At 62.5% G+C, this 25,172-nt stretch carries 18 protein-coding genes and 1 pseudogene; 11 read left to right on the forward strand and 8 right to left on the reverse strand.

Going from position 1 to position 25,172, the window contains the following annotated elements; genetic code table 11:
• The first annotated feature begins 9 nt into the window (after positions 1–9).
• From ligD to fdhE, 5 genes are all read left to right on the forward strand, one after another.
• Positions 10–933 carry a non-homologous end-joining DNA ligase gene (gene ligD / locus SM130_RS11110; RefSeq protein ID WP_102825967.1) on the forward strand — a complete coding sequence of 308 codons (924 nt, stop codon included), beginning with the start codon at positions 10–12 and terminating at the stop codon, positions 931–933.
• A 356-nt stretch (positions 934–1,289) separates the two neighbouring features.
• The gene (gene fdnG / locus SM130_RS11115; RefSeq protein ID WP_146029752.1) at positions 1,290–4,355 is read left to right on the forward strand and encodes a formate dehydrogenase-N subunit alpha; all 3,066 of its coding nucleotides are present in this window, start codon (positions 1,290–1,292) and stop codon (positions 4,353–4,355) included.
• Between the two features lie 10 nt (positions 4,356–4,365).
• Complete coding sequence (gene fdxH, locus SM130_RS11120; RefSeq protein ID WP_102825964.1) at positions 4,366–5,304, forward strand: formate dehydrogenase subunit beta; 939 nt, start codon at positions 4,366–4,368, stop codon at positions 5,302–5,304.
• Entirely contained in the window at positions 5,301–6,005 is a 705-nt protein-coding gene (locus tag SM130_RS11125; protein ID WP_102825963.1) for a formate dehydrogenase subunit gamma, read from the forward strand. The genes fdxH and SM130_RS11125 overlap by 4 nt, the downstream gene beginning before the upstream one ends.
• Before the next feature lie 22 nt (positions 6,006–6,027).
• The gene (fdhE, locus tag SM130_RS11130; RefSeq protein WP_102825962.1) at positions 6,028–6,975 is read left to right on the forward strand and encodes a formate dehydrogenase accessory protein FdhE; all 948 of its coding nucleotides are present in this window, start codon (positions 6,028–6,030) and stop codon (positions 6,973–6,975) included.
• A 13-nt stretch (positions 6,976–6,988) separates the two neighbouring features.
• Here the strand turns inward: fdhE and SM130_RS11135 are convergent, their stop codons facing one another.
• Complete coding sequence (locus SM130_RS11135; RefSeq protein ID WP_181019276.1) at positions 6,989–7,153, reverse strand: hypothetical protein; 165 nt, start codon at positions 7,151–7,153, stop codon at positions 6,989–6,991.
• Between the two features lie 348 nt (positions 7,154–7,501).
• Between SM130_RS11135 and SM130_RS11140 the strand changes: the two genes are divergently transcribed.
• The 3 genes from SM130_RS11140 (at position 7,502) to glgB (ending at position 15,182) form a co-directional block, all read left to right on the forward strand.
• Positions 7,502–9,514, forward strand: coding sequence for an alpha-1,4-glucan--maltose-1-phosphate maltosyltransferase (locus SM130_RS11140; RefSeq protein ID WP_102825961.1), 2,013 nt, complete (start codon positions 7,502–7,504; stop codon positions 9,512–9,514).
• A 135-nt stretch (positions 9,515–9,649) separates the two neighbouring features.
• Positions 9,650–12,976, forward strand: coding sequence for a maltose alpha-D-glucosyltransferase (treS, locus tag SM130_RS11145; RefSeq protein ID WP_102825960.1), 3,327 nt, complete (start codon positions 9,650–9,652; stop codon positions 12,974–12,976).
• Positions 12,969–15,182, forward strand: coding sequence for a 1,4-alpha-glucan branching protein GlgB (gene glgB, locus SM130_RS11150; protein WP_102825959.1), 2,214 nt, complete (start codon positions 12,969–12,971; stop codon positions 15,180–15,182). Before treS ends, glgB begins: the two co-directional genes overlap by 8 nt.
• Positions 15,183–15,550: 368 nt before the next feature.
• On the opposite strand, the gene SM130_RS11155 is transcribed toward glgB, so the two are convergent.
• Genes SM130_RS11155 through SM130_RS11175 form a run of 5 tightly spaced genes read right to left on the reverse strand, consistent with a single transcriptional unit; the run spans position 15,551 to position 20,790 of the window.
• Entirely contained in the window at positions 15,551–16,558 is a 1,008-nt protein-coding gene (locus tag SM130_RS11155) for a lysylphosphatidylglycerol synthase domain-containing protein (protein WP_102825958.1), read from the reverse strand.
• Positions 16,555–17,796, reverse strand: coding sequence for a cardiolipin synthase ClsB (clsB, locus tag SM130_RS11160; RefSeq protein ID WP_102825957.1), 1,242 nt, complete (start codon positions 17,794–17,796; stop codon positions 16,555–16,557). Before clsB ends, SM130_RS11155 begins: the two co-directional genes overlap by 4 nt.
• Positions 17,793–18,596, reverse strand: a complete 804-nt coding sequence (locus SM130_RS11165) for an endonuclease/exonuclease/phosphatase family protein (protein WP_102825956.1) — start codon at positions 18,594–18,596, stop codon at positions 17,793–17,795. The genes clsB and SM130_RS11165 overlap by 4 nt, the downstream gene beginning before the upstream one ends.
• On the reverse strand, positions 18,593–19,510 hold the full coding sequence (locus SM130_RS11170; protein WP_102825955.1) for a DUF72 domain-containing protein: 918 nt from the start codon (positions 19,508–19,510) through the stop codon (positions 18,593–18,595). The genes SM130_RS11165 and SM130_RS11170 overlap by 4 nt, the downstream gene beginning before the upstream one ends.
• Positions 19,511–19,524: 14 nt before the next feature.
• Positions 19,525–20,790, reverse strand: a complete 1,266-nt coding sequence (locus SM130_RS11175; RefSeq protein WP_102825954.1) for a zinc-dependent alcohol dehydrogenase — start codon at positions 20,788–20,790, stop codon at positions 19,525–19,527.
• Positions 20,791–20,941: 151 nt separating this feature from the next.
• Here SM130_RS11175 and SM130_RS11180 point away from each other — a divergent pair, with 151 nt between their 5' ends.
• The gene (locus SM130_RS11180) at positions 20,942–21,199 is read left to right on the forward strand and encodes a hypothetical protein (protein ID WP_102825953.1); all 258 of its coding nucleotides are present in this window, start codon (positions 20,942–20,944) and stop codon (positions 21,197–21,199) included.
• A gap of 72 nt (positions 21,200–21,271) precedes the next feature.
• Here SM130_RS11180 and SM130_RS11185 read toward each other — a convergent pair whose 3' ends face one another.
• Entirely contained in the window at positions 21,272–22,192 is a 921-nt protein-coding gene (locus tag SM130_RS11185; RefSeq protein ID WP_102825952.1) for a LysR family transcriptional regulator, read from the reverse strand.
• Positions 22,193–22,294: 102 nt separating this feature from the next.
• On the opposite strand from SM130_RS11185, the gene SM130_RS11190 reads away from it, so the two are divergent.
• Positions 22,295–23,119 carry a DODA-type extradiol aromatic ring-opening family dioxygenase gene (locus tag SM130_RS11190; RefSeq protein ID WP_102825951.1) on the forward strand — a complete coding sequence of 275 codons (825 nt, stop codon included), beginning with the start codon at positions 22,295–22,297 and terminating at the stop codon, positions 23,117–23,119.
• A 30-nt stretch (positions 23,120–23,149) separates the two neighbouring features.
• Positions 23,150–23,988: pseudogene (locus SM130_RS22330) on the forward strand (DUF2218 domain-containing protein).
• Positions 23,989–24,005: 17 nt separating this feature from the next.
• Here the strand turns inward: SM130_RS22330 and SM130_RS11205 are convergent.
• Positions 24,006–24,854 carry a M23 family metallopeptidase gene (locus tag SM130_RS11205; protein ID WP_102825948.1) on the reverse strand — a complete coding sequence of 283 codons (849 nt, stop codon included), beginning with the start codon at positions 24,852–24,854 and terminating at the stop codon, positions 24,006–24,008.
• Positions 24,855–25,172 lie beyond the last annotated feature (318 nt).

Below are 25,172 nucleotides of genomic sequence, written 5' to 3' on the forward strand. Positions count from 1 at the left end.
GAGGTCCTCATGCCAGCAAAGCGCAAGAGCGTCGATCGGCCGCTGGTTGGCGGCATCGGCATAAGCAACCCGCAGCGGGTGATCGATGAGGCCAGCGGCACCACCAAGGTCGAAGTGGCCGAGTATTACCTGGCGGTGGCCGACTGGCTGATGCCGCATCTGACGGGGCGGCCGCTGTCAATTGTTCGCGCGCCGGAAGGCATTGGCGGTGAGAGCTTCTTCCAGCGTCATTGCGGCCGGCTGAAGATGCCGCACATGCGCACGTTACCGAAGGATCTGGACCCGAAACATGCACGGCTGATCCAGGCGGACGACATCACGGCGGTCATCGAAGCCGCGCAGATGGGAACCGTGGAATTTCACACCTGGAATGCACGCAGCGACCGCATCGAACGGCCGGACCGGGTGATTTTCGACCTCGATCCGGACCCTGCGCTGCCCTGGTCGCGCATGGTCGAGGCCACCGAACTGACCCTGGCGCTGCTCGAAGAGCTTGGGCTGCAGGCATTTCTCAAGACCAGCGGCGGCCGAGGCATGCATGTTGTCGTACCGATCGAGCGGCGCCACGACTGGGACTGCGCGCGTAGCTTCGCCCAGGGCGTGACCCAGCGTCTCGGCCGGCAGAACCCGGAGCGAATCGCCTGCAAGATGGGCGCGCAGAACCGGGTCGGGCGCATCTTTGTCGACTACCTGCGCAACCAGCGTGGCGCCAGTACCGTGGCAGCTTATTCCGTGCGTGCGCGGCCGGGACTAGGGGTATCACTGCCTGTGAGTCTGGATGAGGTGCGTCAGCTCGACGGAGCGGACCAGTGGCGGCTGGACAACGTCAGGGCGTATCTGGGCGAGCGCGGCACTGATCCCTGGGCGGAATATGGCAGTACTCGCCAACGGCTTGGTCGCGACATGCTCGAGCAACTACGGGCGGACGGCTGACTCGCTCTGCATGGGAGCGTTGTCTGGAGATGCTCCGCGTCGCAGGCGCGAAGCCCCCCAGGTGGGGTTCCCACGCGGGAGCGTGGGAACCGAACCATTGGATCTGGGCGGGACAGCCGCCAGCTCATCGCTTCGGTGACGTGGGAGCGGTCTTGGCCGCGAATCGAGCCCGCGCAGCAGCCCCACCTAATTCCGTCCTCACCGCCATGCTCTGCCTGCTGATCCCGGTCGTGAATCGCTCCGGCCTAACCCCCAAAACCCCAGGCGGTAGAGCCGCCCGTCATCTCGTCGGAACCCGTTTGCGCGGCCAAAGTCGACCGTTCTAGTTGGCCGAGCATCAATGACAGGAGATACCGATGACGGTACGAGTATCCCGACGGCAGTTTCTCAAGTTCGGCGCAGCCGGATTGGGGGCTTCCAGCATGGCGATGATGGGATTCGCCCCCCAGGAGGCGCTGGCCTCTGTGCGTCATTTCAAACTGACTGGCGCCAGGGTCACGCGCAACATCTGCACCTACTGTTCGGTCGGCTGCGGCATGTTGCTCTACGCGCGTGGCGATGGCTCGATCAATAGCCACGACCATATTTTCCACGTTGAAGGCGATCCGGATCATCCGGTCAGTCGCGGCTCGCTCTGTCCGCGTGGCGCCGGGGTGCTCGACTTCATCAAGAGCGATTCGCGGTTGCGCTATCCGCAGGTGCGCGAGCCGGGCACCGATGAATGGAAGCGCATCAGCTGGGACGAAGCCCTCGACCGCATCGCGCGCCTGATGAAGGATGATCGCGATCGCAACTTCGAGACTCATGACGAGCAGGGTCAGTTGGTGAATCGCTGGATGACCACCTCGATGGTGGCAGCTTCGGCTTGCACCAACGAGACGGCGTATCTGACGCAAAAGCTCACCCGGGCGCTGGGCATTCTCAAACTCGACAACCAGGCGCGCGTCTGACACGGACCGACGGTGGCAGGTCTTGCCCCTTCATTTGGTCGCGGTGCGATGACGAACAGCTGGGTCGACATTCGCAATGCCAATATCGTCCTGTCCATGGGTGGGAACTCGGCCGAGGCGCATCCGGTGGGCTTCCGCTGGGTCATGCAGGCCAAGGAACGCAGCGATGCGATCCTGATTTCCATCGATCCGCGCTACAACCGCACCACGGCAGTGGCGGACTATCACGCGTGGATTCGCACCGGCACGGATATCGTCTTTCTAGGCGGCCTGATCAGCTACCTGATCGAGAACGACCGTTACGCCCACGAGTACGTGCTGCATTACACAGACGCGCCGCATCTGGTGCGTGAAGGCTTCGAGTTCAACGATGGCCTGTTCACCGGCTACGACGAAGAGCGCCATCAGTACGACAAGGCCACCTGGAATTTCGATCTGGACGAGCAGGGCTTCGTCCGCCGCGATGAAACGCTGCAGCATCCGCGCTGCGTATTCCAGATGATGCGCAAGCATTACAGCCGCTACACCGTGGAGATGGTGGAGCGGGTCTGCGGCATGCCGCAGCAGAAAGTGCTGCAGTTGTGGGAGCTACTGGCGCAGAGCGCGGCGCCGGACAAAACCATGACCATCCTCTATGCGCTGGGCTGGACGCAGCATTCGGTCGGCGCGCAGATGATCCGCACCGGCGCCATGGTGCAGCTGCTGCTGGGCAACATGGGCATGCCCGGTGGCGGGGTGAACGCGTTGCGCGGGCATTCCAACATTCAGGGCCTGACCGATATCGGCCTGCTGTCCAACCTGCTGACCGGCTACATGACGCTGCCAGCGGCCGGTGCGCAGCGCTACGACGACTACATCCGCGAGAAGATCCGTCAGCCCCTGCTGCCCAATCAGGTGTCGTACTGGAAGCACTACGAGCGCTTCTTCGTCAGCATGATGAAGGCGTTCTACGGCGAGGCCGCCAGCGCCGAGAACAATTGGTGCTACGACTGGCTGCCCAAGCTCTCCGAGCCGCTGTACGACGTGCTCTATGCGGTCAATGACATGACCAAGGGCAAGATGACCGGCGCCTTCTGCCAGGGTTTCAACATCCTCGCCGCGTTTCCGAACAAGGCGAAGGTGCTGGACGGCCTGTCGAAGCTCAAGTGGCTGGTGATCATGGACCCGCTGGCGACTGAAACCGGCGAGTTCTGGAAGAACCATGGCGAGTTCAACGACGTCGATCCGAGCCAGATCCAGACCGCGGTATTCCGCCTGCCGACCACCACCTTTGCCGAAGACGATGGCTCGATCACCAACAGCTCGCGCTGGCTGCAATGGCACCACCAGGCGGCACCGCCACCCGGCGAGGCGAAGACCGATACGGCGATCCTGGCCGGCGTGTTCCACCGTTTGCAGAAGCTCTATCAGGAAGAGGGAGGTGCGTTCCCCGAGCCGATCCTCAACCTGACCTGGGAATACAGCGATCCGGCGCATCCCGCCGCGGCGGAACTGGCGCAGGAATACAACGGCCGCGCATTGGCCGATATCGAGGACCAGGGCCGGATCATTCGGCGCAAGGGCGAACTGCTCAACGACTTCGGCGAGCTGCGGGCCGATGGCTCCACATCCTGCGGCTGCTGGATCTACTCCGGCTCCTGGACCGAGCAGGGCAACATGATGGATCGACGGGACAATTCCGACCCGTACGACATTGGCGTAACGCTCGGCTGGGCCTGGGCTTGGCCATTGAACCGGCGGATTCTCTACAACCGCGCCTCGGCACGCCCCGATGGCACGCCCTGGGACCCGAATCGCGCGCTGGTGTGGTGGAACGGCGAACGCTGGGTCGGCGCCGACGTACCGGATTATCCGATCGCCGCGCCGCCGGAAGACGACGTCAAGCCGTTCATCCTTACCGAGAGCGGCACCGGGCATTTCTTCGCCAGCGAGTGGCTGGGCGAGGGGCCGTTCCCCGAGCACTACGAGCCGCTGGAATCGCCGATCCCGAACAACCCGCTGCACCCGAACAATCCGCTGGCGTACCACAACCCGGTCGCGCGGATTTTCCCCGAGGATCGCGACACCTTCGGCACGTTCGAGGAATTCCCCTACGCGGCGACCACCTACCGCCTCACCGAACACTTCCACTACTGGACGACCCATGTGTTGCTCAACGCCATCGTCCAGCCGGAAAAGTTCGTCGAGATCGGGGAGGTGCTGGCTGGGGAATTGGGTATCGCGGCTGGCGAGAAGGTACGGGTGCGCTCCAAACGCGGGCATATCGACGCCGTGGCAGTAGTGACCAAGCGCCTGCGCCCGTTGCAGGTGGACGGGCGCACCGTGCATCAGATCGGTATCCCGATCCACTGGGGTTTCACCGGTGTGGCGAGGAAAGCGCACCTGACCAACACGCTGACGCCCTTCGTCGGTGACGGCAACACCCAGACCCCGGAATTCAAGTCGTTCCTGGTGAACGTCGAGAAGCTATAGGAGACGCCTGATGCGAGGTGACCAGATCAACCTGCAGAACATCATCGCGCGTTCGGCAACCACCGAACCCTCGCCACAGATTCGCTCCGGTGGCGTGGAGAAGGTGACCAAGCTGATCGATGTGTCGGTGTGCATCGGCTGCAAGGCCTGCCAGGTCGCGTGCATGGAGTGGAACGACCTGCGTGACGAAGTCGGCGAATGCGACGGCACCTACAATGCCCCGCAGGACCTGACACCGTCGTCCTTCGAGGTCATGCGCTTTTCCGAGTACGAAAACGAGGAGGGCGACCTGGAGTGGCTGATCCGCAAGGACAACTGCATGCACTGCGCCGAGCCGGGCTGCCTCAAGGCCTGCCCGTCGCCCGGCGCCATCGTGCAGTACGCCAACGGCATCGTCGATTTCAACTCGGAGCACTGCATCGGTTGCGGCTATTGCGTGGCGGGCTGCCCCTTCAACATTCCGCGTATCTCGAAAAAGGACAACAAGGCCTACAAGTGCACGCTCTGTTCCGACCGCGTCTATCACGGCCTGGAACCGGCCTGCGTGAAGAGCTGCCCAACCGGTTCGATCCAGTTCGGCACCAAGGAACAGATGCTCGACTACGGCGCGCACCGGGTCGGCAAGCTCAAGGAACGCGGTTACGAGAACGCTGGCATCTACGATCCGGCGGGTGTCGGCGGCACCCATGTGGTCTACGTGCTGCAGCACGCCGACAAGCCGGAGATCTACAGCGGCCTGCCGAAAGACCCGCACATCAGCCCGACGGTAGAGCTGTGGAAAGGCGTGACCAAGCCGATCATGTCCGCGGTGCTGGGCGTGTCGGTGCTGGCCGGCTTCTTCCATTACATGACCAAAGGGCCGAAGGAGGAACCGGAGGACGAGCCTGACGCCGAGAAAGCTGCAGCGGACCGTGAACTGGACATGCGCGACGAGGAGCGGCGGCCATGAGTCATTCCAACGTACGCAAAGGCATCCTGCGCTATGGGCCGCTGGCGCGGGCAAACCACTGGCTCGTCGCGATCTGCTTCGTGTTGCTCACGCTGAGCGGGTTGGCATTGTTCTATCCGGCCTTCTTCGGCCTTACCGCGCTGTTCGGTGGGCCTGAGCCGACGCGGATCGTGCATCCGTACATCGGTGTGTTCATGTCGCTGTTCTTCGTGATTCAGGCGGTGCGCTTCTTCCGCGCCAACCTGTTCCGCCGCTACGACATCCAGTGGGCGCGGCAGATCGGTGATGTGCTCTCCAACCGCGACGAGCGCCTGCCGCCAGTGGGGCAGAACAATGCCGGGCAGAAGCTGGTGTACTGGGTATTCCTCGCCACGGTGCCGGTCTTGCTAGTTACCGGCGTGGTGCTCTGGCGGCCCTGGGTGGCCAGCGAGATGCCGATCTGGGCGTTGCGCTGGGCAGCGCTGATCCACGCGGTGACCGCGTTCGTGGCGATCCTGACGCTGATCATCCACATCTACTCGGCAATCTGGGTCAAGGGTTCGATACGCGCCATGACCCAGGGCCGTGTGAGCCCGGCATGGGCCAAGCACCATCACAAGCTCTGGTACGACGAGGTCATGGCCGGCGAAAAACGCGGCGACCAAAGTGCCTTACCCCATCGCGAACCCGGCGATGCCGCGGCGTCTCGAAATCGAACATGACTGAACGACAAGGGAATCGAGCATGAAAGGAAAACGCGGAGCAGCGGGACACGAGTTCGGCTATGCACCCACCACGATCATGGAGCCGCCGCAGGTCGTGCTGCCGGACGATCAGCTGTTCAGCCGCCGGGCGCTGCGCCTGCGGGAGTTGATGGTGATGGTGCCGGCGCTCGATGAGTTTCTCGACTTCATGGCGCGCCTGGCCCAGGCGCAGCACCAGGTACTAAGCGGCCGCGAGCCGGCCTGGCGTCCCGCACCGGATGCGTTCGATCAGGCATTCACCCATCGCATGCCGCCGCTGGGTTTCCGGGCCTTGCGCCGCGATCTGGATTGGCAGGCAGACCTCAGCGCGATCCTCGATGCGCTGGCGCTGCACGTCGGTGAACGGCAGAGACCGTTGCTGCAAGCGCTGCGTGAGGCGGATACCGGGGCACTGGAGGCGATTGCCGATGATGTGCTCGAACAGCGCGCCGGCAACGAAGCCAATCGCGGGCTGATGCCGCTGGTGGCCGCGGCTCTGCAGGTCGCCTGGGCGAGGCTGGCCGCTGGATTGCCACAACCGCCGGCACAGCCACTGACTGAAGCGCGTGCCTTGTGCCCTTGCTGCGGCTCTCCGCCGGTTGCCAGCGTGGTGCATAACGAGTCGCATCGCAGCGGCGTGCGCTTCCTGCACTGCGCGCTGTGCGCGACCGAATGGCACCTGGAACGGGTCAAGTGCAGCAATTGCGAAACGGGCGGTCAGCTGCTCTATCTCGGTCTGGATGATGAGCAGGGTCAGCCTTTCTTGCCGGTGCAGGCAGAAGCCTGCGGCGCCTGCGAGAGCTACCTGAAGATCATTCTGCGGCAACTTCAAGGGCGTGCCGATCCGGTAGCCGATGACCTGGCCAGCCTACCGCTGGATTTGATGCTCGCCGAAGAAGGCGTGTATGCCAGGAGTGGCTACAACCCACTGCTGGTATTCGGCGAATAGTGCTACGCAGCCGTCAGGCCGGCTGCGTGCTGTCGGCGTCGACAACCGATTGATCCCCATATGGCGAGCCTGGCTTGTGATCGTCGAGCTCCTCGACACAAGGCACCTGCGGCACATCGCCTGGCTTGTCGTGAACGATAGGGTCCGGTTGCGGCACATCGGGGCGTGCGTGAGTCATGGTCGTTCTCCTGGCGGCGCTGCTGCTGACGCAGTAGCGACAGATATGCTGAATTGAGACGCAGGGCTCGCATGGGTTCCGGTCAGCCGTCGGCATCAACCGCACTGGCGACAGCCGGCGTCGTGTCGGTTGTCGCCACGCTGCCAATGACCAGTCGACCAGCGCGGCGAGGCTGCCGACCGATCGCCGGAAGGGCTGGCTAACGGGCCCGTTAGGCTGAACTTTCCAGGGTCCGTTGGCTCGGAAGAAAGAGCCGACAAAAACCGTACCGGTCGCCTCCCGAACCGCACGATGACGCATCCAGAGGCGGCTCGGGCAACCGAACCATGCGCCTCAGGAGCCCTTTCGATGAGCGATGCCCAGCCTAACGCGACGATCCACCCTCGACTCGAAGAAGCCCTGCAGATGCCGCGCATCGCCATCGAGTCCACCTTGCCGGTGGTCGACGAAGGCCGCTTCGCCGCCAAGGCGGTCATCGGCCAACCGGTGATCGTGACCAGCAAGATTTTCGCCGACGGCCATGACCAGCTGGCCGCCGCCGTGTGCTGGCGTCAGAAGGGCGACACCAATTGGCGCCGCGCGCGGCTGAAATTGCTGGGCAACGATGCCTGGCAAGGGCAATTCACGCCGACCCAGGTCGCCGAGCACGAGTTCGTCATCGAATCCTGGTGGGATGTGTTCGAGACCTATCGCTACGAACTCTCGAAAAAACACACCGTCGGCGTGCCGGTGCATCTGGAGCTGGAAGAAGGCCGTCAGCTGCTGGTGAAGGCCACCGCTCGCGCACAGGGCGAGAACCGCGCAGTGCTCGACGATCTGGTGCACCGCCTCGGTATGACGCACACCGACGACGAGCGCGTTTCGCTCCTGCTCGCGCCAGAAACGGCTGCAGCAATGGCCACGGCTGATCCGCGTGAGCATTGCAGTCGCAGCGCCGTGTATCCGCTGGATGTCGAGCGTCCGCTGGCACAGTTCGCCAGTTGGTACGAGCTGTTCCCGCGTTCGGAAACCGACGATCCCAATCGCCATGGCACCTTCCGCGACGTGCACAAGCGCCTGCCAGCGATTCGCGACATGGGCTTTGATGTGCTGTATTTCCCGCCGATCCACCCGATCGGCCGCCAGCACCGCAAGGGGCCGAACAACAGCCTGCAGGCCGGACCGAATGACCCAGGCAGCCCTTATGCAATTGGCAGCGAGGAGGGCGGTCACGACGCCATCCACGCGCAACTGGGCACGCTGGATGATTTCCGTGAGCTGGTTGCGGCGGCGCGTGAGCATGGGCTGGAGATCGCCCTCGATTTCGCCATTCAGTGCTCCCAGGACCATCCCTGGTTGCAGGAGCACCCGGGTTGGTTCTCCTGGCGCCCGGACGGCACCATCAAATACGCGGAAAACCCGCCAAAGAAATATCAGGACATCGTCAACGTCGACTTCTATGCCGAAGACGCCAAGCCGGGTCTGTGGCTAGCGCTGCGCGATGTGGTCTGGCACTGGGTGGAACAGGGCGTGAAGATCTTCCGGGTCGACAACCCTCACACCAAACCACTGCCGTTCTGGGAATGGCTGATTGCCGATATCCGCGAGCGTGATCGCGACGTGATGTTCCTTTCCGAAGCGTTCACCCGCCCGGGGATGATGGCGCGCCTGGGCAAGATCGGTTACAGCCAGAGCTACACCTACTTCACCTGGCGCAACACCAAGGCCGAGCTGAGCGAGTACCTCACCGAACTGAACGAGCCGCCGCTACGCGACTGCTACCGGCCGAACTTCTTCGTCAACACGCCGGACATCAACCCGTTCTTTCTGCAGGACTCCGGCCGTGCCGGCTTTCTGATCCGTGCGGCGCTGGCCACCATGGGCTCGGGGCTGTGGGGCATGTATTCCGGCTTCGAGCTGTGCGAGGCAGCGGCCATTCCGGGCAAGGAAGAGTATCTGGACTCCGAGAAGTATCAGATCCGTGTTCGCGACTACCACGCACCGGGCAACATCGTTGCGGAGATCGCTCAGCTCAACCGCATCCGCCGGATGAACCCGGCGCTACAGACGCACCTTGGCTTCAAGGCTTATGTGGCCTGGAACGACAACATCCTCTACTTCGGCAAACGCAGCGCAGACCTGTCGAACTTCATCCTGGTCGCCATCAGCCTCGATCCGCACAACGCTCAGGAGGCGCACTTCGAGCTACCCCTGTGGGAGCTCGGCTTGCCGGATGACGCTCACACCCAGGGTGAGGACCTGATGAATGGCCACCGCTGGACCTGGTACGGCAAGACCCAGTGGATGCGTATAGACCCTGCGCATCTGCCGTTCGGCATCTGGCGCCTGACGGTGCAGCAGCCGGATCCAGACCTCAAGTAAATTCTCGAACGAAGCTGGAAAGCGCTACTAATCAATTAGTTAGATACTTTTCCTAATGTACATTCCAGCTTCGTTACGCCGTTGCTCTGTCATTTGATCTGACCGGGCCTTCACACCGCGACAGGAATGAAGACCATGGCAAAACCGCGCAAACCAGCGGCATTCATCAAAGACCCGCTCTGGTACAAGGATGCGGTGGTGTATCAGGTGCACCTGAAGTCGTTCTACGACTCGAACAATGACGGCGTCGGTGATTTCGCCGGTCTGATCGAGAAGCTCGACTACATCGCTGACCTCGGGGTCAACACCATCTGGCTGTTGCCGTTCTATCCATCACCGCGGCGTGACGACGGTTACGACATCGCCGATTACCGCGGCGTGCATCCCGAATACGGGACCATGGCCGATGCGCGGCGCTTCATTGCCGAAGCGCACAAGCGCGGACTGCGGGTGATCACCGAACTGGTCATCAACCACACCTCGGACCAGCACCCCTGGTTCCAGCGCGCCCGCAAGGCACGCAAGGGTTCGGCGGCGCGCAACTTCTACGTGTGGTCGGACACCGACGACAAGTACGAAGGCACGCGGATCATCTTTCTCGATACCGAGAAATCCAACTGGACCTGGGATCCGGTGGCCAAGCAATACTTCTGGCACCGCTTCTACTCGCACCAGCCGGACCTGAACTTCGATAACCCGCAGGTGATGAAGGCCGTTCTGGCGGTGATGCGCTACTGGCTGGACATGGGCATCGACGGCCTGCGGCTGGATGCGATTCCCTATCTGGTCGAGCGCGACGGCACCAACAACGAGAACCTGCCGGAAACCCACGTCGTACTCAAAGCCATCCGCGCCGAGATCGACGCCAATTACCCTGATCGCATGCTGCTCGCCGAGGCCAACCAGTGGCCGGAAGACACCCAGCTGTACTTCGGTGGTGAGAACGGCGGGCCGGGTGACGAGTGCCATATGGCCTTTCACTTCCCGCTGATGCCTCGCATGTACATGGCCATTGCCCAGGAAGATCGCTTCCCGATCACTGACATTCTGCGCCAAACCCCGGAAATTCCGGAGAACTGCCAGTGGGCGATCTTCCTGCGAAATCACGACGAGCTGACGCTGGAGATGGTGACCGATAGGGAGCGCGACTACCTATGGAACTACTACGCCTCGGACAAGCGCGCTCGTATCAACCTTGGCATTCGCCGCCGCTTGGCGCCGCTGTTGGAGCGCGATCGCCGACGCATTGAGTTGCTCAACTGTCTGTTGTTGTCGATGCCAGGTACGCCGGTGATCTATTACGGTGACGAGATTGGTATGGGCGACAACATCTTTCTCGGCGACCGCGACGGCGTGCGCACGCCGATGCAGTGGTCGGTTGACCGTAACGGTGGATTCTCCCGTGCCGACCCGCCGAACCTGGTGCTGCCACCGGTAATGGACCCGCTTTACGGCTACTACACCATCAACGTCGAAGCCCAGCAGCGCGACCCGCACTCGCTGCTCAATTGGACGCGACGGATGCTGACCATCCGCAAGCAGTTCAAGGCGTTCGGTCGTGGCACTTTGAAAATGCTCGCGCCGAGCAACCGGCGCATTCTTGCCTACATGCGCGAGTTCACCGCGGAGAACGGCGACACCGAGATCATCTTCTGTGTGGCTAATGTCTCGCGCTCGGCTCAGGCCGCTGAGCTGGAAATGTCTCAGTACGCCGGGATGGTGCCTGTGGAGATGGTCGGCGGCAGTGCTTTCCCACCGATCGGCCAGCTGCCGTACTTGCTGACGCTGCCGCCGTACGGCTTCTACTGGTTCCAGCTCGCACCGACCAACCAGATGCCGAGCTGGCACCAGGAACCGGTGGATACCATGCCGGACTTCCAGACGCTGGTGCTCAAGCGCCTGGATACCCTGACTGCTGCCAACCGGCGCATTCTGGAAACCGAATCGCTGCCGGCTTACCTCCCCAAACGGCGCTGGTTCGCCGCCAAGGATGTGGCGATCGAGTCGGTCCGTATCAGCTATTGCGTGCCATTCGGCGATCCGAACCGCCCGGTATTGCTCAGCGAGCTGTGCGTGGAGTCCGCCGGGCGCAGCGATCTTTACCAGCTGCCGCTGGGCTTTCTTGCCGAGACCGACTTCGAAGCTGCGTTGCCGCAGCAACTGGCTCTGGCCCGTGTGCGCCGTGGACCACAGGTAGGCTTGATGACCGATGCGTTTGCACTGGAGCAATTCAGCGGCGCAGTTATCCAGGGTTTGCGCGACGAACTGGTACTGCCGTGCAACGACGGTGAGATTCGCTTCGTGCCGATGCCTCAGCTGGCCGATTTGCAACTGTCGGCCAATCCGGAAGTGCGTTTCATCTCCGCTGAGCAATCCAACAGCTCGGCGATCATCGACAACTCGGTGATGATCAAATTGCTCCGCCGCGTGGCACCGGGCATTCACCCTGAACTGGAAATGGGCGGCTTCCTGACGGAACGAGGCTTTAACCACATCTCCGCCATGCTTGGTCAGGTCAGCCGTATCAACAAGCAGGGGGAGCCCGTCGCGCTGATGGTGGTTCAGCACTTCCTCGAAAGTCAGGGTGATGCCTGGGTCTGGACGCTGAACAACCTGGATCGCGCAGTGCGTGACGAAATCGCCGGCGGCGTGTCGATGCACGAAAACCAGTTCAGCGCACTGGACGAACTGCAGTCCTTCAACCGCCTGCTTGGCCAGCGGCTCGGTGAAATGCACATGGCCCTCGCCGCGCAGACCGACGATCCGGCGTTCGCTTACGAAAGCACCAAGGAAGCGGACACCCAGCAGTGGGAACAGAGTGTCAGCGACCAGCTTGAACAGGCCCTGCAGCGCCTGGAGGAACATCGCGCCAGCTTCGAACGCGAAGAGGCGGCGGCGCTCGGCAAGTTGCTTGCACGTCGCGACAAGCTCATCGCACAGGTGAAACGTCTCGCTGCTAGAACCGTGGGAGGCGTGCGAACCCGAGTACACGGCGACTTGCACCTCGGGCAGGTGTTGGTGGTGCAGGGTGATGCCTACTTCATCGACTTCGAAGGTGAGCCGGCCCGCTCGCTGGATGAGCGGCGCGCGAAACACAGCCCGTTCAAGGATGTCTCAGGGCTGCTGCGTTCGTTCGAATATGCCGCGGCCATGACCGTTCGTGGTGCGCAGATCAGCGACAGCACGCCGGAAGCGGATCAGGCCCGCGAACGCATCGCTGCCAGCTACCAGAGCAGCGCGCAGCAAGTGTTCCTCGAGGCCTATCGCGAGGCGACAGCCGATTTGCCGCACGACTGGCGCGACCAGGATGGCGCGAATGCTGCACTGTTGTTGTTCAGCCTGGAAAAATGCGCATACGAGATCGTTTACGAAGCGGAGAACCGCCCAGCCTGGTTGCCCGTCCCGCTACAGGGATTGCTGGCCCTGGCACAACAGCTTTTCGATGGAGGTTCCAATGATTGATCGCCCGGTTCTGACCATGCCAGGGGAAACCCTGATGCCCAGCGATGCCGATGTAGATGCCCTGGTGCGAGCCGAACATGGCAACCCGTTTTCCGTCCTCGGACCGCACCCGGATGGCGAGGGCGTAGTGATCCGCGCCTACCTCCCCAATGCCCTTGGCGTTGAGGTTCTCGACCGTGACCAGCAGCAGCTGGCCGTCATGGAACAGGGGCAGGTGCCAGGCTTTTTCTTCACCCGCTTGCCGCACCAGCAACCCTATCTGCTGAAAATCCGCTGGGCCGGAGGCGAGCAGATCACCGAAGACCCTTACAGTTTTGGCCCGCAGCTTGGCGAGCTGGACATGCACCTGTTCTCCGAAGGCAATCACCGGCAGATCGGGCGGGTGTTCGGCTCGCAAGTGCTGGAAGTCGACGGCGTGCAAGGCGTGCGCTTCGCCGTCTGGGCGCCCAACGCGCGCCGTGTCTCGGTGGTCGGCAGCTTCAACGGCTGGGACGGGCGTCGGCATCCGATGCGCTTGCGCTTTCCTTCCGGCGTCTGGGAGTTGTTCATCCCGCGCCTGCAGCCGGGCGATAGCTACAAGTATGAGATTCTCGGGCCCAACGGCATCGTGCCGCTCAAGGCCGACCCCATCGCGCTGGCGACCGAGCATCCGCCGGGAACCGCCTCGGTCATCGCCAAGCCGCTGGACTACCAGTGGAAGGACCAGGCTTGGCTGCAACAGCGTGCCGCGCGGCACTCGGTCAATGCGCCGATGAGCATCTACGAGCTGCATGCAGGCTCCTGGCGGCGCGACGGCGGTGACGATGGCCGCCTGTACGACTGGCACGAACTGGCCGAGCGCTTGATTCCCTACGTGGTCGACATGGGCTTTACCCATATCGAGCTGATGCCGATCATGGAGCACCCATTTGGCGGCTCCTGGGGCTACCAGCTGCTCTCGCAGTTCGCCCCCAGCGCCCGTTATGGCAATGCCCATGATTTCGCCGAGTTCATTGATGCCTGCCATAACGCCGGCATCGGGGTGATCCTCGACTGGGTGCCGGCACACTTTCCCACCGATGCCCATGGTCTGGGCGAATTCGATGGCACGGCGCTGTACGAATATGCGCATCCGTTCGAAGGCTTCCACCAGGATTGGGACACCTACATCTACAACCTCGGCCGTACCGAGGTACACGGCTTCATGCTGGCCTCGGCACTGCACTGGCTGCGTGAATTCCACGTCGATGCCCTGCGTGTCGATGCTGTCGCCTCTATGCTCTATCGCGACTATTCACGCCAGGAGGGCGAGTGGATACCCAACCGCTACGGCGGTCGCGAGAACCTCGAGGCTATCGACTTCCTGCGCCACCTGAACGACGTGGTAGCTACCGAAACCCCCGGCGCGCTGGTGATCGCCGAAGAGTCGACGGCGTTCCCCGGCGTGAGCAAGCCCACCAGTGAGGGCGGCCTCGGCTTTTCCTACAAATGGAACATGGGCTGGATGCACGACTCGCTGAAGTACGTTCAGGAAGACCCAATCAACCGCCAGTACCACCACGACAAACTGACCTTCAGCATGGTCTACGCCTATTCCGAGCATTTCGTCCTGCCGATTTCGCATGACGAAGTGGTCCACGGCAAAGGCTCGCTGATCGACAAAATGCCGGGTGACCGCTGGCAGAAATTCGCCAACCTGCGGGCTTATCTGTCGTTCATGTGGACGCACCCAGGCAAGAAGCTGCTGTTCATGGGTTGCGAGTTTGGCCAGTGGCGCGAGTGGAACCATGATCGTGAACTCGACTGGCACCTGCTCGAAGAGGCGGATCACCGTGGCACGCAGAACCTGGTCCGCGACCTGAACCGCCTGTACAGCCAGGAACCGGCTCTGCACGAACTGGACAGCGATCCGCGTGGCTTCCAGTGGCTGATCGGCGACGACCGCGCCAACAGCGTATTCGCCTGGCTACGCAAGAGTTCGACAGGGCACCCGCTACTGGTGGTTGCCAACTTCACGCCGGTGGTACGCGAGGCCTATCGGATCGGCGTGCCGGTGGATGCCAAGTGGCTGGAGGTGTTCAACAGCGATGCCGAATGCTACGGCGGCTCCAACACCGGCAACGGCGGCGGCATGCTCGCCGAGCCGATCGAGAGTCACGGTGAAAAGGTGTCGTTGTCACTGACCTTGCCACCGCTGGGTGTGCTCGTGTTGCGGCCGCAAGGATAGCGGGCAGCCAGGTCCAGCGATTGAACATAGGCAAACGCCGCTCGGGTAATCCGAGCGGCGTTTTTGCATGTGCGCAGCGCTCATCGTTGTATGCCAGAGGGCGCCGCAAGGAGTTCTGGCGGTCGCATGGTCAGCAACCGTGGCTGGGGTACGGCTACGGAATAGCGACTTGAATCGGTGGATCAGTGGATCGGTGGGCTGAAGCCCACCCTACAGGGAAGGTCGTGGAATATGACGATCGCAGGGTGGGCTCGAGCGGCTAGCGGCAGATCCGCGCCCGCGCAGAAACCTACGCAGGGGTAGGGGTGGCCTTCAGTCCACCCATTTTTCGGACCAACGCGGAACCGGCTCTGCCAACCGATCCCCGCTCAACCCGCTTCCTGCGAAGCGGGTTGCTGCTCGTCTGTCTGGTTGCCGCTGCGCAGTTTCTTCGCGCGGGCTTCGAGGACGATGTAGACCAAGGTCGCCAGCAGTAGCGGTATCAGGAAGTACACCACTCGGTAACCGATCAAGCCGCCGACGATGGCGCCCTTGCTCATGTCGTCGGCGAGCATGGCGACGAAAACGGCCTCGATCACCCCGAGGCCGGCGGGGATATGGGTCACCACACCGGCGATGCTGCTGATCATCAGAATGCCCAGCACCTCCGGATAGGGCGCCTGCTGCGACAGCATGTAGTAAACCACCAGCGCCATCAGCGACCAGTTGGCTGCGCCCAATACCAGCTGAATCAGCGCCAGCCGTAGCGACGGCAGGTGTATTTCGTGGCCGCGTATGGTCCATGAACGGCGCTTGGAGAAACCGCACAGCCCCAGGTAAACCGCGCACGCCGCGAGCAGGCCGGCACCCAGCACACGCAGCGCGGTAAAGCCTATTTCCCAGCTCGCCGGGGGCTTGATCCAACCCATCATGAAGATCATCCCGGCCAGCCACATGTAGCCTAGCCAGTTGGTCAGGATGCTCATGGTGAACACCCGGGTGATCTGCGAAGGCCGCAGCCCTAGGCGCGAATAGAGGCGAAAGCGCAGGGCGATGCCACCGACCCAGGCGCTCAAATTCAGGTTGAATGCATAACAGACGAAGGTCACCGGCAGGATTTGCCTGATCGGCAGGTCGTGGCGCGCGTAGCCTTTGCCGAGCACGTCGAAGAAGCAGTACACCACATAGCTGCCGACCGCCGCCGCGCCTGCCATCCACAGCGTCTTGGCCTGGTAGTTGCGCAGGGTGTTGTAGACCTCCTGCCAATCGAGGTTGCGCGCCAGGCCGATCAACAGCCCGACAACAAGGGCGAAGAAGACGTAGGTAAGGATCTTCTTGATCAGCGGCCAGCGCCGACGCCAGCCGCTTTTCGGCTCGCCTTTGGAGGTATCGCTCATCGTTGTTCTCGCTGCATGGGTGACGACACCGTATCGAGGTCAGGCGTGTCGGAATCGAGCAGTTCCAGGCGCGGCTTGTGCTCGGGGAACAGGTTTACCAGCCCCGGGAAATGGCGCAGGAAGTGGAAGATCAGAAAGGCCAGCGGCGCCCGCCACCAGAAGCCACGGATGATCCGCTCCAGCGGAATGCGCCGGCAGTCTGTCTGCAGCAGGTGATCGAGCCGCTCGTGCAGGTGCCGGTTGAAGACATGGTCACGGATGACCAGATTGGCTTCCAGATTGAGCGACAAGCTCAGCGGGTCGAGATTGCTCGAGCCCACCGTCGACCACTCATAGTCGGCCAGCGCGACCTTGCCGTGCAGCGGACGCCGGCAGTACTCATGGATTTCCACGCCATCGCGCATCAGGTAGTTGTAAAGCATGCGCGCGCCGAACTTGGCGATGGGCATGTCCGGCTCGCCCTGAAGTATCAGGCGCACCCGCACGCCACGCCTTGCCGCGTTGCGGATTTCCCGCAGCACGCGATACCCAGGGAAGAAGTAAGCGTTAGCAATCAATAGCCTGGAGCGTGCATCTCGAATCGCTTGTAAGTAGTGATCTTCGATATCGTTGCGGTGCTGATCGTTGTCGCGCACGACAAACAACGCACGCGCCTCGCCCCGGCTGACGCCACCATAGCCCGGAGTCTGCTGACGCAGACGGCGCCGCCACCAGCGATGCGGCGGATTGTCCGGGGCGATCTGACTGAGAGCGAAGTGGTGGATGTCGCGTACTACCGGGCCTTCGACCTGCAGCGCATAGTCTTGCTTGGCTGCCGGGCCGAAGTCGCCCAGGTGGTCGGCGGAGAAGTTGATGCCGCCGATGAAGGCAACCTCGCCATCGACCACGACGATCTTGCGGTGCATACGGCGAAACACGTTGAGCCGGCGGCCAAGCAAGCGCTTGCCGGGGTCGAACATGTGAATGCGCACGCCTACCCGGGTCATCGCCGTAACGAATTCCCCGTGCAGGTCCGCGGAACCGTAGCCATCGACAGTCACGTCGACGCTGGCACCGTTTTCCGCAGCGGCGATCAGTGCTTTCTGCAGTTCGGCGCCTACCTTGTCCTGGAACAGGATGAAGGTTTCCAGCAGCACCTCTTTCTTGGCCTGGGCGATTACCTCGAACACTCGAGGAAAGAATTCTTCGCCGTTTTCCAGCAACTGAAGGCGGTTTCCGTCTCTCCAGTGGTAACTCATATATGTATCTCCACCGCTAGGGGCAGATGATCGGACAAGTGTGTCCAGGGTTTGTTACCAAGTATTCGCGGATCATGACTGCTGGCATTGCGCACGTAGATGCGGTCCAGCCGCAGCATCGGCCAGCGGGCCGGAAATGTTTTCGCGACCTGCCCATGCGCGACCGCGAAAACCTCATGCAGCCCGGCACAGCGGTCCAGCTTTTGCGTGGCCTTGAGCCGCCAATCGTTGAAGTCGCCGGCCACCACCACCGGCGCACCTTCGGGTAACGAATCGAGCAGATTGCAGAGCAGCTCAAGCTGCTGCTGGCGATGCGACTCGCGCAGGCCCAAGTGCACGCAGATGGCGTGGAACTCGTCGTGCCCCGGTACCTGCAGCACGCTGTGCAGAAGCCCACGACGCTCAGGCCCGGCAATCGAGACGTCGAGATTCTCGTAGCGAATGATCGGAAATTTCGAGAGCAGGGCGTTGCCGTGATCGCCGTCGGGGTAGACCGCGTTACGCCCGTAGGCGAAGTCGGTCCAGATGCTGTCGGCAAGGAATTCGTACTGCGGTGTGGCCGGCCAGTTGTGAAAGCGCAGTGCGTGCTTGTCGTGCGTGCCTAGAACCTCCTGCAGGAACACCATGTCCGCCGAGACGCTACGCACTGCCTCACGCAGCTCCGGGAGGATGAAGCGACGATTGAGGGCGGTGAAACCCTTGTGTGTGTTCACCGTGAGAATGCGGATCGAATTGACCGCGGTCGCCATGTGCGCGTCGAGATCGGCACTTTCGATGGGATGGCCTTTATCCAGAGTCAAACCATTGCTCCTTCTAGTTCACCGGGTGTGACCTGCAGGTGTTCCTCCAGGCCGAGCCGGCGCAGCAGTTGCCGCGCGTCATAGGGCGCGCGGACCTTCACATCGTTGTCGAAATAGCAGTACACCTCGCGTGAGCGTCGCGCCCGGGGCTTGCTTGTACTGATCAGGTGGGCATCGTCAGGTTGGCTGCCTTCGCTCCAGCATTGGATGCGCCTGCACCAGTCATCCAGTGCTGCATCGGTGTAGCCGCTGGTGTAGAGCTCCTCCGCACCGTGCAGGCGGATGTAGACGAAGTCGCTGGTGAGGTCTTCGCGGTGCGGCCACTTGCCCGCGGTGTCGGCCACCACCAGTGCGACCCGGTATTTGCGCAGCAGGTCGATGAATGCGGGATCGACGAAGCTCGTATGGCGGATTTCCACCGCATGGCGCAGCCGCCGCTTGCGATCGATGGACAAGCAACTGCGGCCCTCCATCCGGGGTTCGCATTGCTTGGCAAGGGCCAACGCCGCTTCGCTGTCGTGGGGCAGCTGACACAGAAACGACTCGAACAGTTCGGGATCGAATTTGAAGGAAGGCGGGAACTGCCAAAGGATCGGACCCATCTTTTCCTTGAGCTGGAAGATGCCCGAGGCAAAGAAGTTGGCCAGCGGCTTTTCCACCTCTCGCAGCCTGCGCACATGGGTGATGTAGCGCGGCCCCTTGACGCTGAAGACGAAGCCCTTGGGCGTGTCGGCATACCAATCCGCGTAGCGTTCCGGTGTCTGTAGGGCGTAGAACGAGCCATTGATCTCGATACTACTCACCGCCCGCGAGGCAAAGCACAGCTCCTTCTTCTGCGTCAGCCCCTTGGGATAGAAGTCACCGCGCCAGGGTGCGTAGCGCCAGCCGGATATGCCGATATGAATGCCCGCCATGGACTGCCCTCGGCTCAGCTCGGATTCTGCATGCTGGTCGGGTTGCTGGCGGGGTAGGTTTCGGCCACCACTTCGTCCAGCACGTGCTCCTCACTGCCGCGCGCATCGCTGCGCTGCGGCTGTAGCTCCACCTTGATCCAGCCGTTCTCGCGCCGATCGAAAGCTTCGAACGCGGCGATCACGTCGGTCATCGGTTTCACCTGGGTCAGGATCTTCGCCGGATCGATACGGCGCGCCTGAATCATCTCGATCAACCGCGGGATGTATTTGCGGTGGTGGCAATTGCCCATATTGATGGTGATGTTCTTGTTCATCGCCATACCGATGGGGAAGGTCATCGCATCCGGCGGATACACGCCAATGATCGAAAGCGTGCCGGCCTTGGCAATGCTCTGCACCGCCCACTCCAGCGCCTGCGAAGGGCCATCGCCGGGCTGCCAGGGTTGGCTGTGATCGGCATCGGCATCGGCATCGGCAGCTGCCGCGGCACCGCAGCAGCCATGCTCGGCGTCGATGCCCACGGCATCGATCACCCGGTCCACGCCGATGCCGCCGGTGAGCCGTTTGAGCGTTTCGACGGGGTCCTCGCGGTCGAAGTTGATGACCTCAGCGCCTTGCCGCTGCGCCATGCGCAGGCGATCGTCATGCCGGTCGATGGCAAATACACGGCCGGCGCCAAGCAGCTTGGCACTGGCGATGGCGAACTGGCCCACCGGCCCGCAGCCGTAGACCGCTACGGTGTCGCCACTGCCCACCTCGGCCATCTCGGCACCGAAATAGCCGGTAGGAAAAATGTCGGAAAGCAGAATCGCCTGGTCGTCGCTGATTTCCACGGGCAGCTTGACCAGGCCGACATTGGCGAACGGTATGCGAGCTTTTTCCGCCTGCAGGCCATGAAACGGGCCGGTGGTCTGCGGACCGCCATAGAAGGACGTTCCAGCTTCCTTGCCGTTGGGATTGGCGCCATCGCACTGGGCGAAGTAGCCGGCCCGGCAGTAGGAGCAATTGCCGCAGGCTATGGTGGATGGAATCACCACCCGGTCGCCGATCTGCAGGTTGCGCACGTCGGCGCCCAGCGCCTCGACGATGCCGACGCCTTCGTGGCCGAGAATGGTGCCGGGCTGCATGCCGCTGACGGTGCCACGGACGAAATGCAGGTCCGTACCGCAGATAGCCGATGAGGTGATGCGCACGATGGCGTCGGTGGGCGCCAGGATTAGCGGGTCCGGTACGTCTTCGAAGCGGATATCGCCAACGGCGTGGTAGACAACGGCTTTCATAAACACTCCATTGGCCCCGCTGCGTTTGGGAATACGCCGCGGGACGGATGCTGGCGGAGCGGACGAGCGGGCTGCACGATGAAAAGGTGAACCGGCGCGAATAGGCGAATCGAAGGCTCCGCGGGATACTGGAATAACTCACGAGCGCGGCGTGATTACTGCCGGGCACATCTGTTCCGACTTTTCCCGACGTTGGCGGTTCATCTTTTTCTACCGCCGCGGGTCGACGGCAACGAGCGAGACGCCAGGCTCGCCGCGCAGGAGCGACGGGCATGCCGGAGGAGGCAAAAGGGCGCACGAAACGCGGAGTGCAGGAACGAGCCGCGGCGGTGCGACGACGATCCGCGCGACACAAATCATCGACGAGCTGGAGCTGGAGCTGGCCATCGACCTGCTTGCTCTGTACTGAAGTGGCGAATCTGGAGAATTGGCCGGCAAGCCCTAACTCAATCCGTCGGCGGTGCTACCGGGCGTTCGGCGCTCAGCTCGATGGCAGGCTCCACGGCAGGTCGCTGGCGAACGACTCGACCAGATAGTCGATCATTACCCGGACCTTGGCCGGTGGACGCCGGTCTGGCGGATAAACCACATGGATCCCGCCGAGCGCGACGCACGGCTGATCCAGTTCGAGGGCGACCAGTTCACCGCTGCGCAGCGCTTTGGCAACGATGAACTGAGGCTGATAAATCACGCCCTGGCCACCGACCGCAGCGGCCACCAGGGCTTCGCCATTGTTGGCAACCAGATCGCCGTTGACCGCGACCCGCACCTCGGCATGGCGGCCAAAGGGCCAGACCTTGCCGGCGGCAACGCTCGAAAGGCTGTAACCCAGGCAATTATGCTGGCCCAGGTCGGCGGTGCTGCGCGGCACCCCTCGTTCATCCAGGTAGCGCGGCGCGGCACAGACCAGCAACGGGCAATCGGCAAGTTGCCTGGCTTGCATGGGGCTGTCCTGCAGCCAGCCGATACGCACGGCCATGTCCCAGCCGCCATCGAGCAGGTCGACCCGGCTGTCGGTCAGGCCAAGCTCTACCTTGACCGCCGGATGGCGGCGGCTGAACTCCGGAATGAGCGGGGCGATGAAATGTGTGCCGAAGGTCAGCGGCACATTCATACGCAACAGACCGGTTGCCTCGATCCGCTGCGAGGCGACGCTGGCTTCGGCTTCTTCAACCTCCGGCAGGATGCGCTGACAGGCTTCCAGGTAGTTGCTGCCGGCCTCCGTGAGGGTCAGCCGCCGCGTGCTGCGGTGGAACAACTTGACGCCCAGGCGGCTCTCCAGCGCATCGACATGCTTACTGGCCATGGCAGGCGACATATCCAGATGACGCGCGGCGGCCGAGAGGCTACCGGCCGTGGCGGCACGGGCGAAGACGCGCATGCTGGTGATTCGATCGAGCATGTCAGCTCCTGCTAAGAGTAAAAACTGTTAGTGCGTTACCGCTGGTTCTCACACCCGTGAGTGTAGCCCATGCTTGCTGCATCTCATCTCGGAGCTGTGGCGATGACCCCCAGCAAACCAGTGCCTAGTTCGACCATGCCGACGCTGTTCGTCCCTCATGGCGCCGGGCCTTGCTTCTTCATGGAGTGGAACCCGCGCAATGCCTGGGATGCGACGGCCGGCTTTCTCAAGGGCGTCGGCGCAAGCCTGCCAGCCAGACCGAAGGCCATCGTGCTGATATCCGGCCACTGGCTGCAGCCGACCTTCAACACCACAAGTGCCGCGCGGCCTGGGCTGATCTACGACTACCACGGCTTTCCGCCGCACACTTATGAGCTGCGCTATCCCGCGCCAGGTGATCCGCAATTGGCCGCGCGCATCGCAGCGCTGTTCGAGGGCGCAGGGCTCGCCAGTCAAGTGGACGCGCAACGTGGCTTCGACCACGGCATGTTCATTCCGCTGAAGCTGATGTTCCCCGATGCGGATATTCCGGTGGTGCAGCTCTCGTTGCGCAGCGATCTAGACCCGCAGGCGCATATCGAGGCCGGACGCGCGTTGCGAACGCTGCGCAATGAGGGCGTGCTGATCGTCGGTAGCGGCATGAGTTTTCACAACATGCGTGGCTACGGTGACCCGCGTTTCGCGCCGATCTCCGACGAGTTCGACAGCTGGCTTACCACTGCGGTCGAGTCCGCGCCGCAACAGCGTGATTACGCGCTGCAGCACTGGGCCAAGGCACCTGCGGCGCGCTTATGCCATCCGCCGCGTGCGGAGGAACATCTGCTTCCGCTGCTGGTGGCCGCGGGCGCGGCTGGCGATTCGATTGGGCGCAAGGTCTTCAGCGACCGCGTCATGCATACCACGCTGTCAGCCTATCGGTTTGGCTGAAGCGTACCCATTCAACAGGAGAGATGACCTATGTATCAGTCCCATGCCCGTATCACTGCTGAAAACCCCGAGCGGCTGATCAAGCGGCTGTGTAACCACTGGCGGCACAAGTTTCCGGTACAGCTGGACGAGCAGGGCGGGGTAATCGAGCTACCGCTTGGTCGCTGCAACTTGCAGGCACGCGAAGGCTGGCTGGATGCGCATCTGGAGTCACCTGATCAGGAGCAGCTGCAGCAACTACAGAAGGTTGCCGCCGACCATCTCATCCGCATGGCTGGTGATGAGCCGCTAACCGTCAACTGGCAGCAGTGAGCGCTGCAGCACTTGAAAAAAAAGGAGTACAGAAAATGATCAACGACTCGAGACAGAAATACGGCAGCGTTTCGCGAGTGTTTCACTGGCTGATGGCCCTGCTGATCGTCTGGCAATTTCTCAAGCTGGGTGACCGTATCGCCGAGGGCGAGCATTGGGTCGGCCAAACGATGGTGCCCTGGCACGTTTCGCTGGGTGCTTTGCTGATGGTTCTGCTACTGCTGCGAGTCGTCTGGTCTGCCAGCCAGCTCAAGCAGCGCCCGCTGCATGATCCAGCCACGGCATGGCTGGTGAAGGGCGGTCATCTGACGTTGTATGCCTGCATGGCGCTGATGCCGGTCACCGGTGTGCTGTACCTGGTCGGTAACGGTTACGGTCTGAAGGTGTTCGGCCAGCAGCTGGTCGAAAAGGGCCCGGAAATCGCTTGGGCCGCCTCGCTCGGCGGCCTGCATTCACCGCTGGCCTGGCTGACCGTTCTGTTGGTAGTCGGTCACATCGCCGCGGCGCTGTACCACCGAGTGGTCAAGCGCGACGACATCATGCAGCGCATGCTCTGACATCGATTTGCTCTGACTCACTGGCTGCTCAGCGCAAAGTTGGGCAGCGAATCCACCGGCTGGCTAAAGCGGAAGGGGATCGACAGCATTGAGCCGCCGTAAGGCTTCTGCACCACGAAATGCAGGTGCGGGCCGGTGCTACGACCGGTATTGCCGGACTTTCCAAGCAACGTGCCGACTTTGACCTGCTGCCCAGGCTGGACACGCACCGATCCGCGGCTCAGGTGCAGATAGGCGCTATGGGTGCCGTCGTCATGCTCGATACGCACGTAGTTGCCGGCAGGGTCCGGCAGCCGACCGCCCTGGCCGTTGCGGATCTTCACCACGGTGCCCGCCCGGGCGGCGACGATCGGGGTGCCGGCCGGCATGGCGATGTCCACTGCGTAGCGACCGCTCGGTGAGCTGTGGCTGAAGTCGCCACCGGCCCCCTGAGAGATGCGAAATGGACCACCTTGCCAGGGCAGGGCGTAGGCCGGCCCCTCTACCGAGCCGGGCTGATCCGGCTCGGGCGAGTAGATCAGCGCGTAGCTGAACGAGTGCTTGAACATGATCGGCCCGCCGGCCTGGCGCTTGCTCAGCGTCGCGATCCGGACTCGGCTGTTGGCCGGCACGGTCTTGCGGACCACACCCTTGCCGACTCCCGCCACATTGACCATCCGCGTCAGGCGCAGAGTGACTTCGACCGGTACCTGCAGCGTGTTACTCACATCCATCGCCTTACCACTACCGGCGCGGTTGATCAGCAGGCGAACGGAGCCTGGCTTGTCGGTGGCTTTTGGTTGGTTGCTGGAGGCTAGAGCAGGCGCCAGTGGCGCAAGGCCGATCAGCATGAGAAGGGGATAGATAAGCGGTCGCAGAGAGAACATGACGTGTGATCCATCACGGAAAAGACAGGGCTGCCGGCGACGAGCAGAACGAATCCGTTGGTTGTTAGGTGAGCCGCGCTGGTTTTGGGACTTGAGTCACGCGGCGAGGTTCACTGCCGCATGTCGATTTTTTTGCGCATGGATAGCCATCGGCGATCAATCCACTGCGGAGTGCTTGCGGGCAGGACTGGGCGCCCCTGACTGCTCACAGTAGCGCGGAGGTAGAACTCCACCGACGACAGGCAAAGCGTGCGGCATGCAAATCGGTCAGAGCCCGGCCTGCAGTGCACGAACACCCTTACAAAGAAGGCTGGTACA

This window comes from Stutzerimonas stutzeri, assembly GCF_038561965.1.
GTDB lineage: Bacteria > Pseudomonadota > Gammaproteobacteria > Pseudomonadales > Pseudomonadaceae > Stutzerimonas > Stutzerimonas stutzeri_AA.

Coding starts and splice junctions, on each gene's coding strand:
- SM130_RS11155 (WP_102825958.1), bottom strand. CDS start 16,558: ATGAGCGATACCTCCAAAGGCGAGCCGAAAAGCGGCTGGCGTCGGCGC.
- treS (WP_102825960.1), top strand. CDS start 9,650: ATGGCAAAACCGCGCAAACCAGCGGCATTCATCAAAGACCCGCTCTGG.
- SM130_RS11185 (WP_102825952.1), bottom strand. CDS start 22,192: ATGCTCGATCGAATCACCAGCATGCGCGTCTTCGCCCGTGCCGCCACG.
- clsB (WP_102825957.1), bottom strand. CDS start 17,796: ATGAGTTACCACTGGAGAGACGGAAACCGCCTTCAGTTGCTGGAAAAC.
- SM130_RS11205 (WP_102825948.1), bottom strand. CDS start 24,854: ATGTTCTCTCTGCGACCGCTTATCTATCCCCTTCTCATGCTGATCGGC.
- SM130_RS11175 (WP_102825954.1), bottom strand. CDS start 20,790: ATGAAAGCCGTTGTCTACCACGCCGTTGGCGATATCCGCTTCGAAGAC.
- ligD (WP_102825967.1), top strand. CDS start 10: ATGCCAGCAAAGCGCAAGAGCGTCGATCGGCCGCTGGTTGGCGGCATC.
- SM130_RS11190 (WP_102825951.1), top strand. CDS start 22,295: ATGACCCCCAGCAAACCAGTGCCTAGTTCGACCATGCCGACGCTGTTC.
- SM130_RS11135 (WP_181019276.1), bottom strand. CDS start 7,153: ATGACTCACGCACGCCCCGATGTGCCGCAACCGGACCCTATCGTTCAC.
- fdhE (WP_102825962.1), top strand. CDS start 6,028: ATGAAAGGAAAACGCGGAGCAGCGGGACACGAGTTCGGCTATGCACCC.
- SM130_RS11170 (WP_102825955.1), bottom strand. CDS start 19,510: ATGGCGGGCATTCATATCGGCATATCCGGCTGGCGCTACGCACCCTGG.
- glgB (WP_102825959.1), top strand. CDS start 12,969: ATGATTGATCGCCCGGTTCTGACCATGCCAGGGGAAACCCTGATGCCC.
- SM130_RS11125 (WP_102825963.1), top strand. CDS start 5,301: ATGAGTCATTCCAACGTACGCAAAGGCATCCTGCGCTATGGGCCGCTG.
- SM130_RS11140 (WP_102825961.1), top strand. CDS start 7,502: ATGAGCGATGCCCAGCCTAACGCGACGATCCACCCTCGACTCGAAGAA.
- fdxH (WP_102825964.1), top strand. CDS start 4,366: ATGCGAGGTGACCAGATCAACCTGCAGAACATCATCGCGCGTTCGGCA.